Source organism: Actinokineospora bangkokensis (genome assembly GCF_001940455.1).
Classification (GTDB): domain Bacteria; phylum Actinomycetota; class Actinomycetes; order Mycobacteriales; family Pseudonocardiaceae; genus Actinokineospora; species Actinokineospora bangkokensis.
In genome coordinates this window covers 112,168-136,592 of record NZ_MKQR01000026.1, presented here as the reverse complement: position 1 = coordinate 136,592, position 24,425 = coordinate 112,168, and the positions used below count along the sequence as shown (strand labels likewise).

Below are 24,425 nucleotides of genomic sequence, written 5' to 3'. Positions count from 1 at the left end.
GGCCTGCCGGGCCCGTGACGAGCCCGGCGACGACCGCCGCCACGACCGCAGCACCGGACACGCCCGCCACGGCGACCTGCCGCACCGCCGACCCCGCCGCCGACCCCGCCGCCGACCCCGCCGCCGACCCCGCCGCCGACCCCGCCGCCGACCCCGCGGCACCCGCGGTGGAGGCCACCGCCGTGCCCACGGCCGCGCCGCCGCCGAGGGTGCCCGCCAGGTACAGCGCGGCGGCGGGGCCCAGCACCAACGGTGCGATCACCGCGCGCAGGCTGCCGTTGACCTCGGTCAGCTCAGCGGCCAGCGCCCGGCACCGCGCGCACTCGTCCAGGTGCGCCTCCACCTGCGCGGTCTCCCGCCGCGACAGCCCCCCGCGCACCCAGGCGCCCAGCCGCTCGGCGGTGGCGTGGCAGCGCCGGTCGGGCGCCTCGGCCAGGTGCACCTGCAGGTACGCCTGCCGCAGCCCCTCGCGTGCCCGGTAGGCCAGGGCGGACACGCCGTTGGGCGTGAGCCCGAGCAGCGGCGCCACCTCGGCCGGGCCCTGCCCCTCGACCTCGGTGTGCCAGAGCACGGTCTGCCACCGCTCGGGCAGCGCGGCGAACGCGCGGGCGGCCAGCGAGCGCTCCAGGCCCGCCACGGCGGTGTCGGTGAACGGCACCGCCACCGCCTCCTGCCGCACGCCCCCGGCCAGCGACACGTCCTCGGTGAGCTCGACCCTGCGGTCGCGGCGGGTGCGGTCGTAGGCGGTGTTGCGCAGCGCGGTGAGCAGGTACGCGCGGAACGCGGTGTCCGGCCCGCCCCCGTGGCGCAGCACGTCGAGCACCTTGGCGAACGCCTCGGACACCAGGTCGTCGGCCTCGGCGGGGGAGCGGGAGAGCTGGCGGGCCAGGCCGCGCGCGGCGCCGACGTGCCGCTCGTAGAGCTGCCCGTAGCAGGCCGTGCGCCCCTGCCGAACCGCCGCGATCAGCTCGGCGTCCCCGTCGACCACTGCTCCCCCTTCGCCCGCCCACCAGTGTGTCGCACGCCCGCGCGCCAGGCCCCTGACCAGCCCCGAAGGAGTGACGGGCGGGTGTCGCGTCACGGTTCCCCCGTCCGGGCGTCCCACTGCCGTGCTACCCCCCGAGAGAGCCAGACCCGTGCCGCTGCCCCTGCGCGACCGCTGGCGGGCCGCCAGCGCCGCCGCGGGCTGGCGCTTCCCGAGCGACTGGTCGCTGCCCGAGGTCGACGCCGTGTGCGCGGCGGCGGACGGCGACCTGCTGCCCGCGCTGGGCGCCCTGGGCGGGGCGCGGGCCCGGTCCGGCGCGGGCCTGCCCGAGGTGCTGGACGACGTGGCCGCCCTGCACGCGGCGATGGCGCTGCCGGACGACCTGGTCGCCGCCGACGCCGACGCGCTGCCCGCGGCCTGGCTGCGGGCGGCCGCGGAGGGCTGGGCGGAGGTCGCGGGCACGCCGCGCACCGACCCGGTCGACCCGCTGACCGGCCTGTCCACCGCCGCCTACCTGCACCGGCGGCTCGCTGAGGTCTACCGGCGCTCGCGGCACCGGGGTGGGTGCCCGTCCGCGACGCACGTGCTGCTGCTCGCGGCGGCCGACCTGTCCGGGGTGGTGGGCTGGCCGCGGCTGGCGGCGCAGGTCCTGCTCGCCGAGACCCTGCACGTGGTGTTCGACCGCGGGGAGACGCTGGCGGTGCTGGGGCCGTCGGTGTGCGCGGCGCTGGTGGAGCGGGACGCCGGGCTGTCCGCGCGGGTGGCGGCGGTGCGGGCGGGCGCGCTCGACCGGTTCTCCCGCGAGGACGCGCTCAGCGGCGTGCCCGTGTCGGTGCGGGTGGAACGGCTGCCGCTGGTGCTGCCGGGTGTGGCGGGTCTGCTGAAGGCCGTTTCCCGCGCGTGAGTCGAACGCGTGTTCGATAGTCATCACACTGTCGAGTGGTCGCTCACAGAAGTTTCACGTGAATCGTTGGGCGTGTCGGCTGGATTTCAGCGGCGTGGTTTGCTGTGAGAGTGGCTGAGCGGGGTCGGTGGTGGGTGTGGGTCGCGCCCGCGGTGTGCGTCGTGCTGGGGGTCGCGGGGTGGCTCGCGGGGGCGCACCTCGGGGTGGACAGTGCCGTCTACCGCGCGGGCGGCGCGGCGCTCCTGCACGGTGAACCGCTGTACGCGCGGATGTCGTTGGCGGCCGAGCCGGACTGGGCCGGGCTGCCCTTCACCTACCCGCCCACGGCCGCGCTCTTCTTCGTCCCCATGGCGCTGGTGCCCACGCAGGTCGCGTGGGGCCTGCTCGGCGCGCTCAGCCTGCTCGCGCTCGCCGTGGTCGTGAAGGTGTGCGTCGACGCCCTGCCGTCCCGTCCACAGTGGATGGGGTCGTGGAAGGCGTTGGCGGGCCTGGGGATCGCCTTCCTCGTATTGGAACCGGTGTGGCGGTCCGTCGCTTTGGGCCAGATCAACCTCGTGCTGATGGCGCTGGTCGTCGTGGACGTCCTCGTGCTCGGCGCGCGCGGCAGCAGGGCGGGCGGGGTGCTCGTCGGCGTGGCCGCCGCGGTGAAGCTGACCCCGCTCGTCTTCGTCGGGCACCTGCTGCTGCTCAAGCGCTGGGCGGACGCGGCGCGCGCGGTGGGGGTGTTCCTGGGGTTGCAGCTGCTGATGTTCCTGGTGGCGCGCCAAGACGTCGTGGACTACTGGGGCAGCGCGGTGCAGGACCCCGACCGCGTCGGGCCCGTGTACTGGGCGGGCAACCAGTCGCTGAACGGGTTGGTGCTGCGGCTGTTCGACGGTGCCGAGTGGTCCGAGGTGGCCGTCGCCGTGGTCGCGCTGGTGCTCGTGGTGCCGTGCGCGCTGCTCGTGCGCCGGTCGCCCGCACTGCCCGCGCTGCTCGTGTCCGCGTTCTTCGGGCTGCTCATCAGCCCCGTGTCCTGGTCGCACCACTGGGTGTGGGCGGTGCCGCTGCTGGTGCTCCTGCTCGGGCGCGTGCGGTCCCCGCGCGACGCGTGGGCGCCCGCGCTGGTGGCCGCGGTGTTCGCCAGCTGCGTGCTGATCTTCATGCGCAACGGGCACGCCCAGGAGTTCGTCGAGTTCGAGTGGACGCCGTGGGAGTACGCGATCGGCAGCGCTTACCTGCTCGTACCCGCTGTGGTGGGGTTGACACTGCTGGTCAGGGCCGTGCGGGCGCGTCGGGAGCCCGCCGGGGCGGCTGGGTAGAGTCCTGGGCTCGTGGACCCACGCACCGGTTTCCCCGTGGTCGGGATGGTCGGCGGCGGGCAGCTGGCGCGGATGACGCACCAGGCCGCCGTCGCGCTCGGCCAGTCGCTGCACGTGCTCGCGGTGTCGGCGGACGAGCCCGCGCCGCTGGTGGCCCCCGAGGTCAGCCTCGGCCACCACACCGACCTCGACGCCCTGCGCGCCTTCGCCGAGGGCGTCGACGTGGTCACCTTCGACCACGAGCACGTCCCCACCGAGCACCTGCGCGCCCTGGAGGCCGAGGGGGTCACGGTGCGGCCGGGGTCCGAGGCCCTGGTGCACGCCCAGGACAAGCTGGTGATGCGCAGGCGGCTCGGCGCCCTCGGGCTGCCCGTGCCCGCCTACGCCGAGGTCACCTCCGCCGACGACCTCGTGCGCTTCGGCGACGAGCACGGCTGGCCCAGCGTGCTCAAGGCCGCGCGCGGCGGCTACGACGGCCGCGGGGTGTGGGTGGTCGGCTCCGCCGACGAGGCCCGCGCGCTGGTGCCCGACCTGCTCGCCGCAGGCACGCCGCTGCTGGTGGAGGCCATGGTCGACATGCGCCGCGAGCTGGCGGTGATGGTGGCCCGCTCCCCGTTCGGCCAGGGCGGGTGCTGGCCGGTGGTGGAGACGGTGCAGGTCGACGGCATCTGCGTGGAGACCATCGCCCCCGCCCCGGGGCTGTCCGAGGACGAGGCCGAGGCCGCGCAGGACATGGCCCTGCGCATCGCCCACGAGCTCGGCGTGGTGGGCGTGATGGCCGTCGAGCTGTTCGACACCGGCGACGGCCTGGTCATCAACGAACTGGCGATGCGCCCGCACAACTCCGGGCACTGGACCATCGAGGGCTCGCGCACCTCGCAGTTCCAGCAGCACGTGCGCGCCGTCCTGGACTACCCGCTCGGCGCCACCGCCACGGTCGCCCGCTGGACGGTGATGGCGAACGTGCTCGGCGCCGACCAGGCGCCGGAGATGGGCGTCGACGAGCGCCTGCACCACCTGTTCGCCCGCTACCGCGACGCGAACCCCCACTTCTACGGCAAGGCCGAGCGCCCCGGCCGCAAGGTCGGCCACGTCACCTTCCTCGGCGACGACCTCGACGACCTGCGCCACCGCGCCCGCCTCGCCGCCCACTGGCTCTCCACGGCTGAGTGGACCGACGGCTACTCAATTCACTGAGACATTTCCTCCCGCCACCCGCCCCCACGTCCCCGCCCGGCACCGTCCCCGGCTGGTGCGGGGACGTGCGGCGGGGTGGGTGGGCTCGTTGGGACACTTGTCCAGCCCCCACGTCCCGCCCCGGCTCGGGCGGGGACGGGCGGGTCCGCACCCGTGCGACGCGAAGGAGCGAATCGTGGCACCGCAGGTAGGCCTCATCATGGGCAGCGACTCGGACTGGCCGGTCATGCGGCTGGCCGCCGAGGCGCTGGCGGAGTTCGGCGTCGAGCACGAGGTGAGCGTGGTGTCGGCGCACCGCACCCCGCGCCGGATGCTCGACTACGCGGCGACGGCGGAGTCGCGGGGCCTGCGGGTGGTCATCGCCGGGGCGGGCGGCGCCGCGCACCTGCCCGGCATGGTGGCCTCGGCGACCGTGCTGCCGGTGGTGGGCGTGCCGGTGCCGCTCAAGCACCTCGACGGGCTCGACTCGCTGCTGTCGATCGTGCAGATGCCCGCGGGCATCCCCGTCGCCACGGTGTCGGTGGGCGGCGCGCGCAACGCCGGGCTGCTCGCGGTGCGGATCCTGGCGGCCTCCGACGAGGGCCTGCGCGCCAAGCTCGCGGAGTTCGCCGCCGGGCTGGAGACGATGGTGCTCGAGAAGGACGCGGCCCTGCGCGCGTCGTTGTGACGCGGCTCTAGGGCGCCGGGGGGTACCGGCCGGTAACATGTCATCCGGTTCCTGGACAACCCTGGAGGTGGCGCGGTGGACGCGGGCTTCGACCTGTACCGGCTCGGCGACGAGCACAACGCACTGCGCGAGGCCGTCCGCGACCTCGCGGAGAAGGAGATCGCCCCGTACGCCACCGAGGTGGACGAGCAGGAGCGCTACCCGGACGAGGCGCTGGCCGCGCTGAACAAGGCGGGCTTCAACGCCCCGCACATCCCCGAGGCCTACGACGGCCAGGGCGCGGACTCGATCGCGGGCAACATCGTCATCGAGGAGATCGCCCGGGTCTGCGCGACCTCCTCGCTGATCCCGGCGGTCAACAAGCTGGGCACGATGAACCTGGTGCTCGGCGGCTCCGAGGAGCTGAAGAAGGAGGTGCTGCCCACCATCGCCGCGGGCGGCGAGATGGCCTCCTACGCCCTCTCCGAGCGCGAGGCGGGCTCGGACACCGCCTCGATGCGCACCAAGGCGCGCCGCGACGGCGACCACTGGGTGATCAACGGCACCAAGTGCTGGATCACCAACGCGGGCATCTCCAGCTGGTACACGGTCATGGCCGTGACCGACCCGGACGCGGCCAAGCCCGCCGACGGCATCTCGGCGTTCATCGTGCACAAGGACGACCCCGGCTTCTCCGTGGGCCCGAAGGAGCGCAAGCTCGGCATCAAGGGCTCCCCGACCCGGGAGATCTACTTCGAGAACTGCACCATCCCGGAGCACCGCATCATCGGCGAGCCCGGCCAGGGCCTGCGGCTGGCCTTCCGCACCCTCGACCACACCCGCCACTCCATCGGCGCCCAGGCCCTCGGCATCGCCCAGGGCGCCCTGGACGCGACCGTGGCCTACGTCAAGGACCGCAAGCAGTTCGGCAAGGCCATCGGCACCTTCCAGGGCGTGCAGTTCATGCTCGCGGACATGGCCATGAAGATCGAGGCCGCCCGCCACCTGGTCTACGCCGCCGCCGCCAAGGTCGAGCGCGGCGAACCCGACGCCTCCTTCGCCTCCTCGGCGGCCAAGACCTTCGCCTCCGACACCGCCATGCAGGTCACCACCGACGCCGTCCAGCTCTTCGGCGGCGCGGGCTACACCCGCGACTTCCCCGTCGAGCGCATGATGCGCGACGCCAAGATCACCCAGATCTACGAGGGCACCAACCAGATCCAGCGCATGGTCATGGCCCGCCAGCTGCTCCGCTAGGGCCTGTCATTCGGCCCCTGCGCGTCACCATCGTGCTTAGATCGGTGTGTGGTTGCGCAGGGGCCAATGGCTTCTGTGGTGCGATGGTCGTCCCGAAAAGCAATTCGTGTTGATTGCGCTTGTTGCGGCGCTAGGCACGTGCAGGTCTGCCAGGGCGGGGATGAATCAGCGGTGGTTCAGGGTGGACCGCGGTGCTGGCGCGGGCGCGGCTGAATGCGCGACAGCAAAGATGCTCGATTGCCGCAATGGTGTATCGAGCTAAGTCGACTGCAACCGTCGTTCTTCGGGGTGGTTGCTCCATCCCCGCCACAAGACGTGCTGTCCCTCCGTGAGGGCTAGTGTTCGCTCCGCCTCTTCCAGGGTGCACGACAGCGGCGCACCCGCGCGAACGCACCACAGAACGGCCTTCTCCAAGGTCATGCGAGGTGTGGGCCAGTGCTCCCTGTACGTGGGCGGCGTGTGCATGTGCGGCCCGCGCTCGTGACTGACCTTGCTGTCGGGGTGCCAGTGAAACCGCCACAGGTCTTTGCCGTCCGGACCTTCGAGGCAGTAGTTGTACTCTTTGGTCGTCACGCGCAGAGGAGCTTCGTGTCGCGCCGGATCGGCGTCGATGATCTCGAATTTCATGCTGGCGTAGAACACGCCGACGTCACCCAAGCGGGCGCCGCGGTCTTCATTGAGATGCCAGGCGAAGCGCACGCCCTTGCGATAGGGGCCTCGCGGCTGAACGAACAGTTGGGTGTAACCGTCGAGAACCGCTACCGCGTCACGCAGTGGTTCGAGGAAGTTCTCCACCGCCTCCTGCGGTGTGTGGCCTGGCATGGCCCGCTCCCCCTCGATGTCGTCAGTCTTGGTTGGGCAGATAGTACGCCCACACCTCAGCAAGCCCCTCGACCTCGTCGTACCCTCGGTCTTGCCATTCCCCGGACTCGACCCTCCGGGTGAACTCGGCACCACTGATGCCCATGTACTTGCGGGCTGCCCGGTCCAGCATCGCCGACGCCTGCTCGTCGGTCATCTGGACCACGCCGACGGAGTGTGCTGTCGCGTGCGCCATCGCTGCCTCCTCGGTCTCCATGTGGTCCATCGTGCCGGACCCCACCGACAATACATACCGCATGAACCGTCATCCGATCTGAACTACACCGTTGTAAGACTCGTTCGGTTCAGGTTTCGCCGCACAACGCGCACATCCAGTAGCGATGCGTTGCTCGAACGGGAGCCGCGTTGCACGTACGCCTCGACGTCGCTTGCCAGGTGGTCGACAACCTTGCTCAGTATCGGCTGCGCGCGGTGCGTTCAGAACTTTGCTGCGCCCACGGCGGCTGCGACGCGACGGCCCTGTCTCATCCCGGCGGGCCGGGGCGGTTGCCCGGGGACCCTACCAAGAGTAAGTTACGCGGGAGTAGATATCAGCTCTCGCGTGGAGGATGCGGTGAAGTCATTCGCTGGCAAGGTGGCCGTGGTGACCGGCGCGGGGTCCGGGATCGGGCGGGAGCTGGTGTTCGGCCTGCTCAAGGAGGGGGCCTCGGTTGCCGCGTCGGACATCGATGAGGCGGGGCTGAAGGAGACGGTGGACAAGGCCGGTGCCGGGGACCGGGTGCGGGCCTACAAGCTGGACGTGGCCGACCGGGACGCGATCTACGCGCACGCCGAGCAGGTGGTGGCCGACTTCGGCGGGGTGGACGTGGTGTTCAACAACGCCGGGGTGGCGATGAAGGGCAGCGTCCGGGAGATGTCGGACGAGGACCTGAAGTGGATCATGGACATCGACTTCTGGGGGGTCGTGCACGGGACCAGGGCGTTCCTGCCGCACCTCATCGCGCGCGGGGGCGGGCACGTGGTGAACACCTCCAGCGTGTTCGGGTTCATCGGGGTGCCGACGCAGAGCGCCTACAACGCCGCGAAGTTCGCCGTGCGGGGGTTCACCGAGGCGTTCCGGCAGGAGATGGTGGTCGAGCGCACCGGGGTCGAGGTGACGTGCGTGCACCCCGGCGGCATCAAGACGAACATCTCCAAGAACGGGCGGGTGTCCAACCCCGCCGACGCCAAGGCCTTCGCCAAGTCCATCGACCAGGTGGCGATGACCAGCCCGGAGAAGGCCGCGCAGGTCATCCTCAGCGGGGTCAAGAAGAACAAGGCCCGGGTGCTCGTCGGGCCGGACGCCTACCTGCTCGACGCGCTGCCCCGGCTGCTGGGCTCGCTCTACCAGCCGCTCGTGCTGCGCGGCACCAAGCGCACCCTCACCAGGGGCAAGTGACTCGCTCCCACGGGCACCCGGCCGTGAACGCGGCGGTCGGGTGCCGGTGGGAGGGTTCGGCGGGCGCCGCCTAGACCGGCGTGACGTGGACCGGTACGCCGTTGAGCACCGCGTTGCCGGACACCTCGTCGACCACCGCGGGGTCGGTGAGGTCGTTGGCGCTGGTGCCCCGGTAGCCGTGGGGCAGGCTGACCACGCCCGGCATGACGTCCTCGGACGCGGTGACCGGCACCCGCACCGAGCCCACCGCGGAGCGCACGAGCACGTCCGCGCCGTCCACCAACCCGTTGTCCGCCAAGTCCTTCGGGTGCATGAGCAGGTGGTGGCGGGGGCGGCCGCGGGTCAGGCGGGCGACGTCGTTCATCCACGAGTTGTTGGCGCGCAGGTGGCGCCGCCCGATGAGCAGCAGCCCGTCCTCGGCGGTCATGTCCCGCACGGCCGCCAGCGCGTCGAGCATCATCTCCGGCGCGATCTGCACGCGCTTGTCCTTGGTGCGCAGGCGGTGCGGGAACGACGGCGCGAGCGGGCCGAGGTCGACGCCGCTGGGGTTCTTGCGCAGCTTGCGCAGGGTCAGCTTGTGCGGGCCGACGCGCAGCAGCAGGTCGAGCAGCACCGTCGGGCGCAGCCGCAGGCGCAGCCTGGTGGCCAGCGGGGTCTTGACCCGCTTGGCGTAGCGCAGGCCCAGGTCGCGGAAGATCTCCCAGTCGTGGCGGGCGTCGGCGGGTTTGGCGATGGCGGGCGGGCTGTAGCGGGCGGTGTCGCGCACGGCGAGGGCGTGGAAGATCAGGTCGTAGTGGTCGCGCTCCAGCAGCGTCGTCGGTGGCAGGACGATGTCCGCGTGCTCGCTGGTCTCGGTCACCTTGATGTCGATCGCGACGAGGAAGTCCAGCTGCCCCAACGCCTTCGCCAGCCGCTTGCCGTCCGGTGTGGACAGCACGGGGTTGCCCGCGTGCACGACCGCGGCCTTGACCTGGCCCTCGCCGGGGGTCTCGATCTCCTCCGCGAGCACCGACACCGGCAGCTCACCGGCGAACTCCGGCAGCCCCCGCACCCGGCTGCGCCACACGCCGAAGTGCCCGGGGCCCACCATCTTCAGGATGTCCACCGCGGGCCGGGTCGCCAGCGCGCCGCCGGGCCGGTCCAGGTTGCCGGTGATGGCGTTGAGCACCTGCACCGCCCACTGGCACACCGCGCCGTGCCGCTGCATCGACACCCCGGTGCGGCCGTGCGCCACCGCGCGCTCGGCGGTGGCGAACTCCCGGGCCAACCGCTCGATCGTGCCCGCGTCGACGCCGGTGATCGGCGCCGCCCACTCGGGGGTGAACCCGGCGACGGCCTCGGTCAGCTCGGCCACCCCGTCCACGTACGGCGGCGGGGTCGCCAGCCCCTCGTGCAGCACCGTGCGCACCAGGGCGAGCAGCAGCGCCGCGTCGGTGCCCGGCCGCACGAAGTGGTGCTCGTCGGCCACCTTCGCCGTCTCCGTGCGGCGCGGGTCGAGCACGACGAACTTCCCGCCGCGTGCGCGCAGCTCCTTGCGCCGGTTCGCGAAGTCCGGGACGGTCATCAGGCTGCCGTTGGACACCAGCGGGTTGCCGCCGACGAGCAGGAAGTGGTCCGTGCGGTCGATGTCCGGGATGGGCAGCAGCAGCTGGTGGCCGTAGAGCAGGTAGGCGGCGAGGTGGTGCGGCAGCTGGTCGACGCTGGTGGCGGAGTACCGGTTGCGGGTGCGCAGCATCCCGAAGAACGCCGTGCCGTGGGTGAGCGCGCCCAGGCTGTGCGCGGTGGGGTTGCCCAGGTAGACGGCCACGGAGTTGCGCCCGTGCCGCTCGCGGGCGTCGGCGAGCCGGGTCGCCACCTCGTCCAGCGCGGCGTCCCAGCCGATCTCCTGCCAGCCGGTCGCGGTCTTGCGCACGGGGGTGCGCAAGCGCTTGCCGTCGGCGTGGACGTCGCCGATCGCCACGCCCTTCGGGCACAGGTGCCCCCGCGACAGGGGGTCGCGGGGGTCACCGGAGACCGAGGTGACCCGGTCCTGCTCGACCTCGACCTGGAGGCCGCAGCACGCTTCGCAGAGGTTGCAGGTGATCAACCGGGTGGACGCCATCCGCCCAGTGTCACCCCATCGTCTTCTGCCCGTCGAGCCCCTCGCGGATGATGTCGGCGTGCCCCGAGTGCTGCGAGGTCTCGGCCACGAGGTGCAGCACCACCCGGCGCACCGACCAGGACGCCCCCGCCTCGAACCACGGGGCGACCGGCAGCGGGTGCTCGGCGTCGAGGTCGAGGGTGGCGATCAGCTCGTCGGTGCGGGCCGCGACCTCGTCGTAGAAGGCCAGCACCCCCGCCAGGGTCTCGTCCGCCTTGAGCTGGAACTCGCCCTCCCAGTCGGCGGGCACGCTCTCCATCAGCTCCGCGCCGCCCGCCATGAACCGGGCCCAGCCCGCCTCGGTGTGCGCGACGTGCTTGACCAGCCCGCCCAGGGTCAGCTGGCTGGCGCCGCCGGTGCGCATCCTGGCCTGCTCGTCGGTGATGCCGCGCACGGTGTACCGCAGGAAGCCCCGGTGCTGGCGCAGGGTCTTGAGCAGGTCGCCGCGCTCGCCCGTGAGGGGGCTGTCGGGCTGGCCGCCGGTGCGCTCCTGGATGAGGTTCATCGTCCGTCCTTCGCTCGCTGATCCGCTGTCGACGACAGTAGGGGGCCTTGCGGACAACTCCGGTCCTAAAGCGGCGGCTTACCGCGACGAGTTCGGGTGAACCCCGGTCAGCGGACGACGCGGTAGCGGTAGTAGACGACCTGGGGGCCGATGGTGCGGTTCTCCAGCAGGTCGAGCCGGACCCGCCTGCCGTGCTGGGCGAAGTACGGGCGACCACCCCCGACGAGCACGGGGTAGACCCGGACCCGGTACTCGTCGATCAGCCCCGCCTCGGCCACCGCCGCCGCCAGCTCCGCCCCGCCGATGGCGATGTCGCCCTCACCCGGCTCGGCCCGCAGCCGCTCGACCTCCTCCACCACGCCGCCGGTGGCCAACCGGGCGTTGCCCCGCACCTCGGTGAGCGTGCTGGAGAAGACGACCTTGGGCAGCGGGTTCCACAGCTCCACCCACTCGCGGTCGAGCCCGTCGAGCCCGGGGTCCTCCGCGGCGGTCTCCCAGTACAGCATCGTCTCGTAGAGCCGCCGCCCCATCAGGTGCACGCCGACGCCGCGCACCTCGTCCATCGCCAGCCGGAAGACGTCGTCGTCCGGGGTGGACCAGTCGATGCCGCCCGACGGGTCGACGATGAAGCCGTCCAGCGACGTGGACAGCGAGTAGGTGACGCTGCGCATCGAGGGGTCCTCTCGGTGGTGGGTCGGCAGTATGGCCGTGGGGACCCCGCCGCCGGGCGCGGCTCGCCGGGCGGTCAGCCCAGGATGTCGTGCGTGGTGCGCTCGGTGGCCCGGTGCTTGTCGAGCGCGCCCGCGTCCGGGTTCGACACGTGCACCACGGAACCGCCCGCCTTCAGCGGCGAGACGAAGGCCCGCAGGACCCCGGCCGGGATCGTCCACTCCGCGGTGGACAGCGCCCGCACGCCCGCGGGCAGCTCGTCCGCCGCCGCCAGCACCTCCGCCACGGTCAACCCGGCCAGCGCGGGGGTGCCGTCCGGGACGGGCGCGCCGAAGTAGGCGTCGCCGAACAGCCGCACCTCCGCGACGAAGTCCGTGCCCGCCGCCTGCCTGCCGCGCAGGTCCATGCCCATCGGGTCCAGCGAGACCACCGCCGTGCGCGCGTCGGCCTCGGCGCCCTCCGGCACGACCACCACCGCCGCGCCTGCCGGGTCCGCCACCACGTGCGCCCCCGCCCACCAGGCGCCGAGCAGGATGCCCGCGGTCTGCCAGTGCCCCGGCATCCGCACGGCGACCTCGGTGCCCGGCTCGACGTCGTGCTCCTCCACCAGCCAGTTCGCCGTCTTGGCCGCCCAGTTCGCCACCGTGGCCACCGACAGCTCCATGCGGGTGCCGCGCGCGTCGTCGTAGTGGGTGATGAGGGGCTTGGCGGGGCTGAGGCCGCGCAACAGCTGCTCGGTGAGGCTCACGCGCCCAAGCTAGTCGATGCAGGGGGCCTGGGCCGCCGCGCGGGCGGGGGCCGGGGCGCCCAGGTCGAGCAGCTTGCGGCCGGTGAGGTTGTCCGGGACGCCGGTGGGCGCCGGGGGAGCGGGCGGGGGCGTGTCGGTGGCCAGGTCCGCCATGTACTTGCGCACCGCGGCCACGTCGACGGTGATGACGCTCTGGCCCTTGTCGTTGCGCGCCCCGACGCCGGTCACCGGGATCGTGGCGAACTGCACCTGCCCGGCCGCCATGGCCTGCGCCTGCTTGACCAGGTCGAGGAAGTGCAGGCCCGGGTCCATCACGACCGTCTGCGACACCGCCCGCTCCAGCGCGGACAGCTTGGCCGCGTCGGTGAGCGTGCCGCCGGAGAGCACCTTGTTCATCGCCGAGGCCAGGAACGTCTGCTGGCGCACGATGCGGTCGAGGTCCCCGCGCGGCAGGCCCTTGCGCTGGCGCACGAACGACACCGCGTCCCCGCCGCGCACGGTCTGCTGCCCGGCCCGGAAGTCGGCGCCGGAGTCGGGGTCGCTGGTCGAGCGCTTCAAGCACACGTCCACGCCGTCGATGGCCTCGGTGAGCAGGTAGAAGCCGTAGAGGGTGACCTCGGCGTAGTGGTCGACGCGCACCCCGGTGAGCCCCTGCACGGCCTGGATGAGCGCGGTGCGCCCCGCGGTGTCGGACTCGGTCTCCACCCGGGCGCGGTCGCCCACCCCGGACCCGACGAGCCGCTGCGCGGTCAGCGCCTTGGTGACCCCGAACGCGCCGTTGATCTTCTCCACCCCCAGGCCGGGCACCTCGACGGAGGTGTCGCGGGGGATCGACACCGCGTAGCCGCGGGCGCCGTTCTTCGGCAGCCGCAGCAGGATGAGGGTGTCGGTGTTGATCGTGTCGGTGGCCTCGGTGCGCAGCTCCCGCAGCACCCTGGCCGACAGCGGGTGGCCCTGCAGGTCGGTGCGGGTGTCGCTGCCCACCACCAGGATGTCGTCGGCGCCGTCCTCGGCGGGCGGGGCGGACGGCGAGTTCTGCGCCTCGCTCAGCGCGTCGGTGGTGGTGACGCTCTCCTGGAACCCGTCGACCCGCACGGTCACCAGCCCGGTGGCCGCCAGCACGGCGGCCGACACCAGGGCGACCAGCGAGCGCCCGGCGATCAACCACCCCGAGGCCCGCCGCCGCGGCGCGGGCCCGGCGGCGCCCGCCGCCTCCACGACCTCCGCCGCGGGTTCGTCGGCGGGCGCGGCACCTGGTCCGGCGGTGGGCTCGGTCGTCGCGGTGGGCTCGGCGTCCGGATCGGGCTCGGCCTTCGCCTCGGCGTCGGGCTCGGCGCCGACCTCCGGCTCGGCGGCGGCAGGCGTGGTGTCAGCAGCGGGTTCGGCCTGGGCCGCGGCAGCAGGCTCGGCGTCGACGGGGGCCGCAGGCCCGCCCTCGGCAGTGGGCTCCGCCTTCTCGGCGGCCTCGTCCTCGGCCGCGGGCTCGTCCTGGGGCTCGGCGGTCCCGGCGGGGGCGGTGTCGGTCGCGGCGGCCGGGGTGTCCTCGGCGGGGTCGGCCTCGACCGCCCTGGGCCGGGGCTCCTGGGGGGTGGCGGGATCGGGGTTCTCCTCCGCCGGGGGTGGCGTCGGCCGGTCCGTCACGTCTTCCTCCTCCGCGCGCGCCTGCCCCTCCAGGGTGGCAGCGCACCGTCCTCGTCCGCCGGTGAAAGCCGGACTCGATTACGGATCGTGATAGAGGAGGTTCTCGTTAGCCGCGCTCAGTTCACGCAGGTGACGCCACCGGCGTCGATCCGCGTGGGCGGGGTCGTCCCGGTGGTGCTCGTCGGGGCCGTGGGGGTGGGCTCCGGCACCCGCGGCTGCAAGGCGCTGAACAGCGGGTCGTCGCCGCCGGTGCTGCCCGGGGCGTAGCTGGTGCCGAGCACCACGCGCACCCGGTCGCTGACCAGCGCGGGGTTCTCCTCGAAGTCGAACCGCCCGCGCAGCGCCGCGCCCACCGCCTGCGCCTTGGCCAGGTCGCCGGGGGCGTACTCGATCACCGACGTCGACCGCACGCTGTCGTCGCCCACCGCACCGGCCGCGTACCCGGCCGCGACCAGGGTGTTCAGCGCGGTGGAGGCCAGGCCGCGGGTGGTGGAGCCGTTGCGCACGTCCACCGTCACCTCCTGCGGCGACCGCGGGGCGGTCGTGGTGGTGGTCGTGCTGGGGGTCGGCCGCTCGCCGGTGGGGGCGCCGCCGGTGGTGGTCGCCTCGTCGTCGAACTCCTCGATCTGCTCCTTGACGAAGGCGGCGACCTGCGCCGGGTCGACCCTGATCACGTCCGCGCCGCCGATCTTGGCGTCGCCCTGGGTGGGGATGGTGCGGAACTCGATGTTGCCGCTGCTGAGCCCCTGCATCTGCGCGGCGAAGGTGGTGAGGTTCCAGTTCGAGGACAGCACCACCGATTTCTGCACCGCCTGCACCAGCCCGCGCACCTGGGTCGGGTCGGCCAGCATGTCCGCGGACAGCACCTTGTTCGCCAGCGCGCCGAGGAACACCTGCTGGCGCACGATCCGGTCGAGGTCGCCGTTGGGCAGGTCGTAGCGCTGGCGGACGAACGACAGCGCCGCCGCCCCGGAGATCGTCTGCCTGCCCGCCGGGAACCGCGCCCCCGACTTCGGCTCGTCCACCGGGGCGTTCAGGCACACCTCGACCCCGCCGATGGCCTTGGTGACCTCGTAGAACGAGGCCAGGTTGACCTCGGCGTAGCGGTCGATGGTCACCGACCCGCCCACCAGCCGCTCGACGGTCGAGATGAGGTTCTTGCGGCCGATGACGGTGGCCTGCTTCTCCAGCTCCGGCTCGGCGACCCCCTGGGCCTGGAGGGTCTTGCGGGCGTCGTTGTAGGCGTAGACGAACGCCGAGTTGAGCTTGTGCTTGCCGAAGCCCTCGCCCACGTCGACCCAGGAGTCGCGGGGGAAGGAGAAGGCGACCGCGCGGCGGCCGTCGACCGGGATGTGCACCAGGATCATGGTGTCGGTGTTGCGCTCGCCGTCGGCCCGGCCGCCGTTGAGCATGGCCAGCACCTCCTTGGGCAGCGGGTTGCCGAAGGCGTCGGTGCGGCTGTCCATGCCGACGAGCAGGATGTCCACGGCGCCGTCGAGCGGCGGCGGGGCGTCCTCGGCCTCGGTCTCGGCGAAGACGTCGGTGGTCGCGGTGCCCGCGTCCAGGTCACCGACGGTGTACCAGCCGTAGCCGGTGCCCGCCAGGACGGCGGTGGAGACCACCGCGGCCAGCCCCTTGACCAGCCCGCCGCCGACGCGCGACCACCGCGGCGGACGAGCGGGCCCAGCCGCTACCGGCTCACCCTCGTCCACGCCACGCTCCTCCCCGTCCCCGAGTGTTCCCCTGAACAGGTTACCCAGCACCACCTGAGAGCTCGTCGGACGTCACTCGCTAGGACAATGAGTAGTCACCCGCGCGGTCCGTCGAGTCACCGAGCGGGGGCATGGAACACTCTCAGCCGTCAGCGAACCGAGGGACGGTGGGAAGCAGATGAGGGTGTTGGTGACCGGCGGTGCCGGGTTCATCGGGTCGCACTACGTGCGCCAGGCGGTCGGCGGGGCCTACCCGACCCTGGCCGACGCCGAGGTCGTCGTGCTCGACAAGCTGACCTACGCGGGCAACCGGGCCAACCTCGACCCGGTGGCGGGCAGCGACCGGCTGCGGTTCGTCGAGGGCGACATCTGCGACCCCGAGGCGGTGCGCGCGGTGATGGCGGGGGTCGACCTGGTGGTGCACTTCGCCGCCGAGTCGCACGTGGACCGCTCGATCATGGGCGCGGCCGACTTCGTGATCACCAACGTGGTCGGCACCCAGGTGCTGCTGCAGGCCGCGGTGGACGCGGGCGTGGCGAAGTTCGTGCACGTCTCCACCGACGAGGTGTACGGCTCGATCGAGCAGGGCTCCTGGCCGGAGACCCACCCGCTGGAGCCCAACTCGCCCTACTCGGCGTCCAAGGCGTCCTCGGACCTGCTGGCCCGCGCCTTCTACCGCACCCACGGCCTGCCGGTGTGCGTCACCCGCTGCTCGAACAACTACGGGCCCTACCAGTTCCCGGAGAAGGTGATCCCGCTGTTCACCACCAACCTGGTGGACGGCAAGAAGATCCCGCTCTACGGCGACGGCCTCAACGTGCGCGACTGGCTGCACGTCGACGACCACTGCCACGGCATCCAGCTCGTCGCCGACGGCGGCCGCCCCGGCGAGGTCTACAACATCGGCGGCGGTACCGAGCTGACCAACCGCGAGCTGACCACCCTGCTGCTCCAGGCCACCGGCCGCGACGAGTCGGCCATCGAGCCGGTGGAGGACCGCAAGGCCCACGACCGCCGCTACTCGGTCGACATCACCAAGATCTCCACCGAGCTGGGCTACGCCCCCCGCGTCCCGTTCGCCGACGGCCTGGCCGAGACGGTGAAGTGGTACCAGGACAACCGCGACTGGTGGGAGCCGCTCAAGCAGCGCGCCGCCCTGGGGGGCTGACGTGCCCCTCGCCCTGCTCGTCCCCGGCGGCACCGGCCAGCTCGGCCGCGAGCTGGCCGGTCTCGCCGGTCCCGACCTGGCGGTCACCGCCCCCGGCTCCGCCGAGCTGGACCTCACCGAGACCACCTCGGTCGTCGCCGCCGTCGCCGCCTTCGCCGACGCCGCCCGCGCCGCGGGCAGCACCCCGGTGGTCGTCAACGCCGCCGCCTACACCGCGGTCGACAAGGCCGAGTCCGACCAGGCCCGCGCCTATGCCGTCAACGCCGACGGCCCCCGGGTCCTGGCCGCGGTGTGCTCCTCCCGCAACCTCCCCCTGATCCACGTCTCCACCGACTACGTCTTCCCCGGCGACGCCACCGCCCCCTACGCCGAGGACGCCCCCACGGGCCCCAAGTCGGTGTACGGCGCGACCAAGCTCGCGGGCGAACGAGCCGTCCTCTCCTCCGGCGCCCGCGCCTGGGTCGTCCGCACCGCCTGGGTCTACGGCGCCCACGGCGCCAACTTCGTCAAGACCATGGCCCGCCTGGAGTCCCAGCGCGACTCCCTCTCGGTCGTCGACGACCAACTCGGCTCCCCCACCTGGACCTACGACCTCGCTGTCGGCCTGGTCGAACTGGCCCGGAAGGTCACGTCCGACTCCCCGCCCGCCGCCCACGTCCTGCACGCGGCCGGTGGCGGGGAGGTGACCTGGTGCGGGTTCGCCCGGGGCGTGTTCGAGGAGTTGGGCGCGGACCCCGGCCGGGTGAGCGCCTGCACCACGGCTGACTACCCGACCCCGGCGGCCCGGCCTGCCTACTCGGTGCTGTCGGGGAAGGCTTGGGCGGACGCCGGGCTCACGCCGCTTCGGCCGTGGCGGGAGGCGTTGGCCGCTGCTTTCGCCGCTGACCGGGCGGCTTACTTGCCGTCTGCGTGAGCTCTTGAAGAGCGCGGGATTTTTGTTGCGGGCTCGATGCGGTGGACCTGTTCGGGTGGGGCCCCTACGGCGATCATGAGCTGAGAGAGCGGGAAAAGCTGGGGCGAAAAGAGCCCCGCTCAACCCGGACAGGGTAGCTCATGATCGCCTACCCCACCCGAACAAGTCCACCGCATCGAGCGCGTCCGTAGCCGGGCTGCCGGACCCGCAAGTGGTTGCGCCGTGGGCAAAGAAGGAAGGGCAGGGCGTCGCGGTGTCCGGCGGCATGAGCTGGCCGCCCGAGTTGTCCACAGCCTTGTGGCGGGGGTCGAGTTTCGTCGTCCCCCGCCGGTAACGTTGAAAACAGGGGTCCCCTTGCCCGGGTTACCCCCGCGCCAGCATGGGTCGTGGTTGTAGGAGAGGGCGACCGCCCACCAACGCTGAACCCGGCGCGATGTCCTGCCCGGTTGGGTGGTTGTGCTTGGTCGGGGGTGACGATCATGTGCTACCCACACGGGACGGGCGGGCGTCTTTTCAGCCCGCCTTTTCCCGCCCGACAGCACATGATCGTCATAGGGGCCCCGACCAAGCACAACCACCCAACCGGGCCCACAACGCAACGCCCCTAACCCCGCGAGTCACCCCATCGCGGCCCGGTAAGCCCCCACAGTCGCCTCGGCGCACGCCCGCCACGTGAACCCGGCCGCGTACCGCCGCCGCTCGACGGCCACCGCGGGCGCCGCAGGTGATTCCAGCGCGCGCCGCAACGCCTCGCCCAACGCGGCCACGTCCCGGAACGGCACCAGTTCCGCGTGCCCGCCCGAGACCTCGCGCAGCGCGGGCACGTCCGTGCAGACCACCGGCACGTCGCACGCCATGGCCTCCAGCACCGGGAGCCCGAACCCCTCGTCCCGGGACGGCAGCACCAGGGCCGCTGCCCCCGCCACCACGGACCGCAAGTCCACTTCGGACAGGTACCCCGTGGTCAGCACGCGCTCGCCCGCCCCCGCGTGCCCCGAGCCCACCAGGACCAGCGGGGGCAGCGACGGGTCGGCGGCGTGCGCCTGCACCAGCCAGTCCACCGCCTTGCGCGGGCCCGCCGCGCCGACGAACAGCAGGTACTCGCCCGGCAGGCCCACGCGCCGGGCCAGATCCGCGGAGGGTGGGCGGGCGGTGAACCACGCCGCGTCCACGCCCAGGGGGGTCACGACCACCTTCGCCCGGTCCACCCCCAGCCGCGCGCAGACCTGCCCGGCCACCGCCTCCGACGGGGTCAGGACCACCCGGGCCCGCCGCACCGACAGGCGCACCAGCGTCGGCAGGTCCGCGTCGGAGGGGGCCAGGTCGTCCGGGTGGTCGAGGAAGGCCAGGTCGTGCACGGTCACCACGCCTGCGGCGCGCAGCGAGGGGGGGAGGACGAAGTTCGTGCCGTGCACCACGTCGGTCAGGCCCGCGAACAGCTCGACCGGGGGGAAGGTGCCGCGCAGCCAGAGCCCGCGCAGCAGGCGGGCAGGGGCGGGGATGCCGCGGGCGCGGGTGCCGTGGGGGAGGGTGGCCCGGAGCTTGCGCCAGCCGCGCAGGGTGAAGGCGACGGCCCGGACGTCGAGGCCGGGGGTGGCGGCCAGTTCCTCGGTCAGGGCCGCGGTGTAGCGGCCGATGCCGGTGCGGGCGCCCAGCAGGGGGGTGCCGTCGACCAGGACCCGGTCAGCCACGGCCGAGGCGTTCCTTGGCGAGCCTGCGCACCCGGCCCGCGGCCCGCTTGGCGAGCTCGGTGGGGCCGCCCAGGTCCAGGTACTCGCGGACGAGGGCCAGGTCGCGGCGGACGGTCTCGGCGCGCGAGAGCGGGGCCCGCTCCACCAGGGGCTCCGCGCCCGGGAGCCGGTCGGCGGCCGGGCGGGGGTCGCGGCAGTAGGCGGTGAGCGGGGCGAGGACGTTCTCCCAGGTGAAGCGCTCGGCGACGACGGCGATGCGCTCGCGGCAGGCGGCGGCGAACGCCTCGTCGTAGAGCACCCGCTCCAGGGCGGCGGCCAGGGCGGCGGTGTCCTCGGCGGGCACGACGACGCCCAGGCCCTCGGCGCGCACCAGGTCGGCGAAGGCGTCGCCGTCGGTGGTGACGATCGGCAGGCCCGCCCATAGGTAGTCCAGCACCCGGGTGCGGAAGGCGAAGGTGGTCTCGACGTGCTCGAAGTGGGTGGTCACGCCCGCGTCCGCGTCGAGCAGCCAGTCCTGGCGGCGGTCGTAGGGCACCCAGGTCTCGTTGAAGAACACGTGCGTGCCGGTGAGCCCGAGCTGCTGGGAGCGGGCGCGGACCCGGGCGCCGATGTCCATCTCCGGGACCTCGGGGTTCGGGTGCTTCATGCCCAGGAACACCAGCCGCACGTCCGGGCGCCTGCCCGCCAGCTCCCCGATGGCCGAGACCAGGGTCAGCGGGTCGAACCAGCTGTACACCCCGCCCGCCCACAGCACGACCTTGTCCCGGGCCCCGACCAGCTCGCCCTTGACCGGGTGCGCGGACTGCTGCGGGGGCTTGCCCGGCAGGCCGAAGGGCACCACGCCGAGGAACGAGCGCAGCGTCGGGTCGGTGTCGTAGACCTCGGGGGTGAGCCTGCCCAGCGACATCAGGTGCCCGAGCCAGAAGTGCCGCTGCCGCTCGGAGGCGCAGAGGAAGAAGTCGCCGCGCTCCAGCTGGGTGTTGAGCACCTTCGTCACCCCGACGAGGTCGAGCGCGCGCTGCTCGGCCACGGAGTCCTTGCCCTGCTCCAGCAGCTCCAGGTGCATCGGGTCGTAGACGTCGCAGACGACGAGCTTGGTGGAGCCCGCGGACTTGAGGGCGGGCACCATCTCCAGCGCGTGGCCCTGGAGCACCACCACGTCCGCCCAGTCCACGTGTGCGGTGAGCTCGCGCGGCTTGGACCCCAGCACCGGGAACGGCGCGGGCGGCGGCGCGCACAGCGGGTTCACCGTCACCAGCCGCACCTCGTGCTCGGCGCCGAGCACGTCGGCCATGTTCCAGGCGCGGATCGCCGGGCCCGCCATCCGGTCGGAGATCGCGTCGCCGGTGATGACCAGGACCTTGCGCCGGGCGCCGAACGCCTCCTCCAGGCCGAACGCCTCGACGAGGATGTCGTGCGCGGCCAGGTAGCGCGGCAGCGGGTAAGCGGGCTCCATGGCGCGGCGCATGAGCGGCACGATGTCGGCGTCACCGCGCACCCGGCTCGCCTGCTCGCGCGCCCGCGCCTCGACCAGCTGCGGCAGCAGCTCGACGAACTGGTCGACGGCGAGGATCCCGGCCAGCGCGGGCCCGCTCACCGGCTGGGTCGTCGGGCCGCCGCGGGTGATCTCCAGCGCGGTGGCGTCGAGGTCGCCGCGGGCGGTGGCGCGGCGCACGGCCAGCGCCAGCGCCGCGGGCAGCGCCTTGGCCAGCGTCTCGTCCGAGACGTTCTTGTACAGCGCCATCAACGCGTTGCGCTCCAGCAGGAACAGCTCGCGCGCGCCGTCGTCGCTGTCCACCTTGGACATGGAGGCGTGGTGGCGGTGGTAGGTCAGCGAGGTCGGCTCGAAGCGCACCCGCCAGCCGCGCAGGTTCAGCCGCCAGCCCAGGTCGACGTCCTCGTAGAACATGAAGAACCGCTCGTCGAACCCGCCCAGCTCGCGGTAGGCCCCGGCGCGGACGAACATCGCCGACCCGGTGGCGAACAGCACGTCGCGCGGGGCGTCGTGCTCGCCGGTGTCGGGCTGCCCGGCGTGGCGCTTGTAGCCCATGCCGAACCAGGTCAGCCCGGCGTCGACGAAGTCGACGGTGCCGCCCTCCCAGTCCAGCACCTTGCTGGCGACCGCGGCCACGTCCGGCTGCTCGGCGAGCACCCGCACCGCCGCGCGCACCCACTGCGGGTCGGGCCGGGCGTCGTTGTTGAGGAAGGCGAGCACGCTGCCCCTGGCGGACTCGACGCCGAGGTTGCACCCGCCCGCGAACCCGAGGTTCTCCGGCGAGACGACCAGGTCGACGCCCTCGACCCCGGCCAGCCGCTCGGCGTCGTGCGCGCCGTTGTCGACCACGATGACCTGCAACCGCTCGGCCGGGTAGTCCACCCCGTCGCGCAGCCCCCGCACGCAGGTGATCGTGTCCTCGGCGCCGCGGTAGTTCACCACGACCACCGAGACCACCGGCAGCACGTCCGCCCCCTCAGCCAAGCCCGCCTCCAGCCCTCGTCCTTGCGCTAAGCCTGCCCCATGGCCCCGCGGGCGCCCATCCCTCCCCCTCGCCGCTACCGGCCCGCCCACCGCGCCCACACCCGCCGCCGGGCCTCGGGGGTGCCCGCGCGTCGGGTGCCGGGCAGCGCCACCAGCACCTGCCCGAGCACCCGCAACCGCAGCGACGGGCTGAAGTTCGCGCCCTCCGGCCTGCGCAGCACCACCTTCGCGGTGATCGCGGCGAAGCGGGCCAGCTCCCTGGCGAACACCGGGCCGGGGGCGCAGCGCGCGAGCATGAGCAGCCGGTTGCGCTCGTTCCACAGGTGGAACTGCCGGGAGCCGAGCCGGGCGGTGGCGCCGTGCGCGTGGGCGGCGGTGGCCCGCGGGACGGCGACCACCTCGTGCCCGTGCAGCCGCAGCCGCCAGGACGTGTCGGTGTCCTCGTAGTAGCAGAAGAACGCCGCGGGCACCCCGCCCACCGCCCGCAGCTCGGCCACCCGCAGCAGGGCGGCGCCGCCGCAGAAGCCGAACACCTCGCCGTCGGTGCGGTCGTGGCCGTAGCCCAGCGCGGTGAGGCCGACGCCGATCGTCTGCGTCCCCCCGTCCGGCCTGGTCAGCCGGGCCCCGGCCGCCGCGGCGCCCGCGTCGAGCGCGTCCTCCAGGTGGGCCAGCCAGTCCGGGGCGGGCACGGCGTCGTCGTTGAGCCAGGCCACGAACTCGGTGTCGACGTCGTCGAGCACCGCGGCGATCCCGCCCGCGTACCCGGCGTTGCGCGCCAGCCGCACCACCGCCACCCCCTCCGCCCGCGCCAGCTCCCCGCTGCCGTCCTCGGAGGCGTTGTCCACCACCAGCACCCGGTGCGGGCGCGTCTGGGCGGCCAGGCCCCGCAGGCACGCCCGCACGTGCCCGGCGCCGCGCCAGGTCACCACCACCACGGTCGTCCGCACGACGGGCACCCTACGGGCGCCGGTGCGGTGCCGCGGCACCCCTGCCCGACCCGTTGACGGGCGTGGCAGGGTGTCGCGCGTGCCCGAGCTCGCACTGCTGACCGAGCAGCTCCTCGCCCCCGTGCCCGGTGGCACCGGCCGCTACACGCGCGAGCTCGCCGCCGCGCTCGCCGCCACCGCCCCGCCCGGCTGGCGGGTCACCGGCGTGGTGGCCAACCACCGGGACACCTCCGCCGCGCGGGTCGACGGCGTCGGGGGCCCGCGCGCGCTGCGCCTGCCGCGCCGCGCGCTCACCCTGGCCTGGGAGTACGGGCTGCCGCTGTGGCCGGGCGGCGACGTGGTGCACGCCCCGACCCCGCTGGCCCCCGCCGCCGCCCGCCGGGGCGCGGCGCTGGTGGTCACCGTGCACGACACGGTGCCGTTCACCCACCCCGAGACGCTGACCCCGCGCGGCGCCGCCTGGCACCGGGCGGTGATCCGGCGCGCCGCGCAGCGGGCCGACGCGCTGGTCGTGCCCACCGACACCGTCGCCGCCGAGCTGGCCGAGCACGCCCCCGGTCCGGCCCGCGTGCACGTGGTGGGCCACGGCGTGCCCGCCGTGCTGCGCACCCCGCCGCCGGAGGCGGTCGTCGCCGCCGTCGTCGCCGAGCACCGGCTGCCCCCGGCCTACGTCCTGGCCGTGGGCACCGTCGAACCCCGCAAGGGCCTCGACGTGCTGGTCGAGGCCATGGCCGGGCCCTCGGCGCCGGACCTGCCGCTGGTCGTGGTCGGCCCGACCGGCTGGGGCGGGGTGGACCTGCGCGCGCTGGCCGCCCAGCACGGCCTGCCGCCCGGTCGGCTGCGGGTGCTCGGCCCGCTCACCGACGAGCAGCTGGCGGTGGTGCTGCACCGGGCCACCGTGCTCGCCGCCCCCAGCCGGGCGGAGGGCTTCGGGCTGCCGGTGCTGGAGGCGATGGCCGTCGGCGTCCCGGTGGTGCACTCCGACGCCCCCGCGCTGGTGGAGGTGGCGGGCGGGGCCGGGGTGGCCGCGCTGCGCGAGGACGTCGCCGACCTCGCCCGCGCGCTGAGCAGCGTCGTCGACTCCCCCGAGCGGGCCGCTGAGCTGGTCGAACGCGGTCGGGCGCGGGCCGCGGCGTTCACCTGGGAGCACGCGGCGGAGTCGGTGTGGCGGCTGCACTCGCGGTTGCTCAGCGAGAAGGCCGGGACCTGATCCGGGCGGAAGTTCACGCGTTCGTGAAACCGCCCGGGAGGCGGCGTCGTAC

Annotated in this window: 21 protein-coding genes; 9 read left to right on the top strand and 12 right to left on the bottom strand. The window is 73.6% G+C overall.

The genetic code is table 11. The features are described 5' to 3' along the window. A partial coding sequence (locus tag BJP25_RS23225) for a sigma-70 family RNA polymerase sigma factor (RefSeq protein ID WP_143219315.1) occupies positions 1-988 on the bottom strand: 988 nt, incomplete at its 3' end. 148 nt (positions 989-1,136) lie between these two features. On the opposite strand from BJP25_RS23225, the gene BJP25_RS23220 reads away from it, so the two are divergent. From BJP25_RS23220 to BJP25_RS23200, 5 genes are all read left to right on the top strand, one after another. Then, positions 1,137-1,889: a GGDEF domain-containing protein gene (locus BJP25_RS23220; protein ID WP_143219269.1), complete on the top strand. Its 753-nt coding sequence runs from the start codon at positions 1,137-1,139 to the stop codon at positions 1,887-1,889. Between the two features lie 110 nt (positions 1,890-1,999). Further along, entirely contained in the window at positions 2,000-3,190 is a 1,191-nt protein-coding gene (locus BJP25_RS23215; RefSeq protein ID WP_233158225.1) for a glycosyltransferase 87 family protein, read from the top strand. Positions 3,191-3,202: 12 nt separating this feature from the next. After that, positions 3,203-4,387 (top strand): 5-(carboxyamino)imidazole ribonucleotide synthase, encoded by a 1,185-nt coding sequence (locus BJP25_RS23210; protein ID WP_075977127.1) that lies wholly within the window; start codon positions 3,203-3,205, stop codon positions 4,385-4,387. 175 nt (positions 4,388-4,562) lie between these two features. Further along, positions 4,563-5,054 (top strand): 5-(carboxyamino)imidazole ribonucleotide mutase, encoded by a 492-nt coding sequence (gene purE, locus BJP25_RS23205; protein WP_075977126.1) that lies wholly within the window; start codon positions 4,563-4,565, stop codon positions 5,052-5,054. 93 nt (positions 5,055-5,147) lie between these two features. After that, a complete protein-coding gene (locus tag BJP25_RS23200) occupies positions 5,148-6,290 on the top strand; it encodes an acyl-CoA dehydrogenase family protein (RefSeq protein ID WP_198943608.1) in 1,143 nt (380 codons plus the stop codon). 258 nt (positions 6,291-6,548) lie between these two features. Here the strand turns inward: BJP25_RS23200 and BJP25_RS23195 are convergent, their stop codons facing one another. Both BJP25_RS23195 and BJP25_RS33645 read right to left on the bottom strand, forming a co-directional pair. Continuing rightward, positions 6,549-7,085, bottom strand: a complete 537-nt coding sequence (locus tag BJP25_RS23195) for a hypothetical protein (RefSeq protein WP_143219268.1) — start codon at positions 7,083-7,085, stop codon at positions 6,549-6,551. A 49-nt stretch (positions 7,086-7,134) separates the two neighbouring features. Then, positions 7,135-7,368 carry a hypothetical protein gene (locus BJP25_RS33645; protein WP_233158224.1) on the bottom strand — a complete coding sequence of 78 codons (234 nt, stop codon included), beginning with the start codon at positions 7,366-7,368 and terminating at the stop codon, positions 7,135-7,137. A 357-nt stretch (positions 7,369-7,725) separates the two neighbouring features. Here BJP25_RS33645 and BJP25_RS33640 point away from each other — a divergent pair, with 357 nt between their 5' ends. Next, positions 7,726-8,550: an SDR family NAD(P)-dependent oxidoreductase gene (locus BJP25_RS33640; RefSeq protein WP_075977123.1), complete on the top strand. Its 825-nt coding sequence runs from the start codon at positions 7,726-7,728 to the stop codon at positions 8,548-8,550. A gap of 70 nt (positions 8,551-8,620) precedes the next feature. On the opposite strand, the gene BJP25_RS23180 is transcribed toward BJP25_RS33640, so the two are convergent. The 6 genes from BJP25_RS23180 to BJP25_RS23155 all read right to left on the bottom strand — a co-directional run bounded on the left by BJP25_RS23180 (position 8,621) and on the right by BJP25_RS23155 (position 15,965). Beyond that, a complete protein-coding gene (locus BJP25_RS23180) occupies positions 8,621-10,651 on the bottom strand; it encodes a molybdopterin-dependent oxidoreductase (RefSeq protein ID WP_075977122.1) in 2,031 nt (676 codons plus the stop codon). Between the two features lie 10 nt (positions 10,652-10,661). Then, positions 10,662-11,195 carry a DinB family protein gene (locus BJP25_RS23175; RefSeq protein WP_075977121.1) on the bottom strand — a complete coding sequence of 178 codons (534 nt, stop codon included), beginning with the start codon at positions 11,193-11,195 and terminating at the stop codon, positions 10,662-10,664. 107 nt (positions 11,196-11,302) lie between these two features. After that, positions 11,303-11,866 carry a dihydrofolate reductase family protein gene (locus tag BJP25_RS23170; protein WP_075977120.1) on the bottom strand — a complete coding sequence of 188 codons (564 nt, stop codon included), beginning with the start codon at positions 11,864-11,866 and terminating at the stop codon, positions 11,303-11,305. A gap of 74 nt (positions 11,867-11,940) precedes the next feature. Further along, positions 11,941-12,612 (bottom strand): TIGR03089 family protein, encoded by a 672-nt coding sequence (locus tag BJP25_RS23165; protein WP_075977119.1) that lies wholly within the window; start codon positions 12,610-12,612, stop codon positions 11,941-11,943. Between the two features lie 9 nt (positions 12,613-12,621). Beyond that, a complete protein-coding gene (locus BJP25_RS23160; protein WP_233158223.1) occupies positions 12,622-14,253 on the bottom strand; it encodes an LCP family protein in 1,632 nt (543 codons plus the stop codon). A 116-nt stretch (positions 14,254-14,369) separates the two neighbouring features. Beyond that, positions 14,370-15,965, bottom strand: coding sequence for an LCP family protein (locus BJP25_RS23155; RefSeq protein WP_075977118.1), 1,596 nt, complete (start codon positions 15,963-15,965; stop codon positions 14,370-14,372). Positions 15,966-16,143: 178 nt separating this feature from the next. Here BJP25_RS23155 and rfbB point away from each other — a divergent pair, with 178 nt between their 5' ends. Next, positions 16,144-17,133 carry a dTDP-glucose 4,6-dehydratase gene (rfbB, locus tag BJP25_RS23150; protein ID WP_075977117.1) on the top strand — a complete coding sequence of 330 codons (990 nt, stop codon included), beginning with the start codon at positions 16,144-16,146 and terminating at the stop codon, positions 17,131-17,133. A gap of 1 nt (position 17,134) precedes the next feature. Then, entirely contained in the window at positions 17,135-18,046 is a 912-nt protein-coding gene (gene rfbD / locus BJP25_RS23145) for a dTDP-4-dehydrorhamnose reductase (RefSeq protein WP_075977116.1), read from the top strand. 617 nt (positions 18,047-18,663) lie between these two features. Here rfbD and BJP25_RS23140 read toward each other — a convergent pair. The 3 genes from BJP25_RS23140 to BJP25_RS23130 form a co-directional block, all read right to left on the bottom strand. Further along, positions 18,664-19,737, bottom strand: a complete 1,074-nt coding sequence (locus BJP25_RS23140; RefSeq protein WP_075977115.1) for a glycosyltransferase family 4 protein — start codon at positions 19,735-19,737, stop codon at positions 18,664-18,666. Then, a complete protein-coding gene (locus BJP25_RS23135; protein WP_075977114.1) occupies positions 19,730-22,216 on the bottom strand; it encodes a glycosyltransferase in 2,487 nt (828 codons plus the stop codon). The genes BJP25_RS23140 and BJP25_RS23135 overlap by 8 nt, the downstream gene beginning before the upstream one ends. Before the next feature lie 74 nt (positions 22,217-22,290). After that, complete coding sequence (locus tag BJP25_RS23130; protein WP_408607190.1) at positions 22,291-23,163, bottom strand: glycosyltransferase family 2 protein; 873 nt, start codon at positions 23,161-23,163, stop codon at positions 22,291-22,293. A 79-nt stretch (positions 23,164-23,242) separates the two neighbouring features. On the opposite strand from BJP25_RS23130, the gene BJP25_RS23125 reads away from it, so the two are divergent. Then, on the top strand, positions 23,243-24,373 hold the full coding sequence (locus BJP25_RS23125; protein WP_075977112.1) for a glycosyltransferase family 4 protein: 1,131 nt from the start codon (positions 23,243-23,245) through the stop codon (positions 24,371-24,373). The last annotated feature ends 52 nt before the right edge of the window (positions 24,374-24,425 follow it).

Coding starts and splice junctions, on each gene's coding strand:
- BJP25_RS33645 (WP_233158224.1), bottom strand. CDS start 7,368: ATGGAGACCGAGGAGGCAGCGATGGCGCACGCGACAGCACACTCCGTC.
- BJP25_RS23180 (WP_075977122.1), bottom strand. CDS start 10,651: ATGGCGTCCACCCGGTTGATCACCTGCAACCTCTGCGAAGCGTGCTGC.
- BJP25_RS23175 (WP_075977121.1), bottom strand. CDS start 11,195: ATGAACCTCATCCAGGAGCGCACCGGCGGCCAGCCCGACAGCCCCCTC.
- BJP25_RS23170 (WP_075977120.1), bottom strand. CDS start 11,866: ATGCGCAGCGTCACCTACTCGCTGTCCACGTCGCTGGACGGCTTCATC.
- rfbB (WP_075977117.1), top strand. CDS start 16,144: ATGAGGGTGTTGGTGACCGGCGGTGCCGGGTTCATCGGGTCGCACTAC.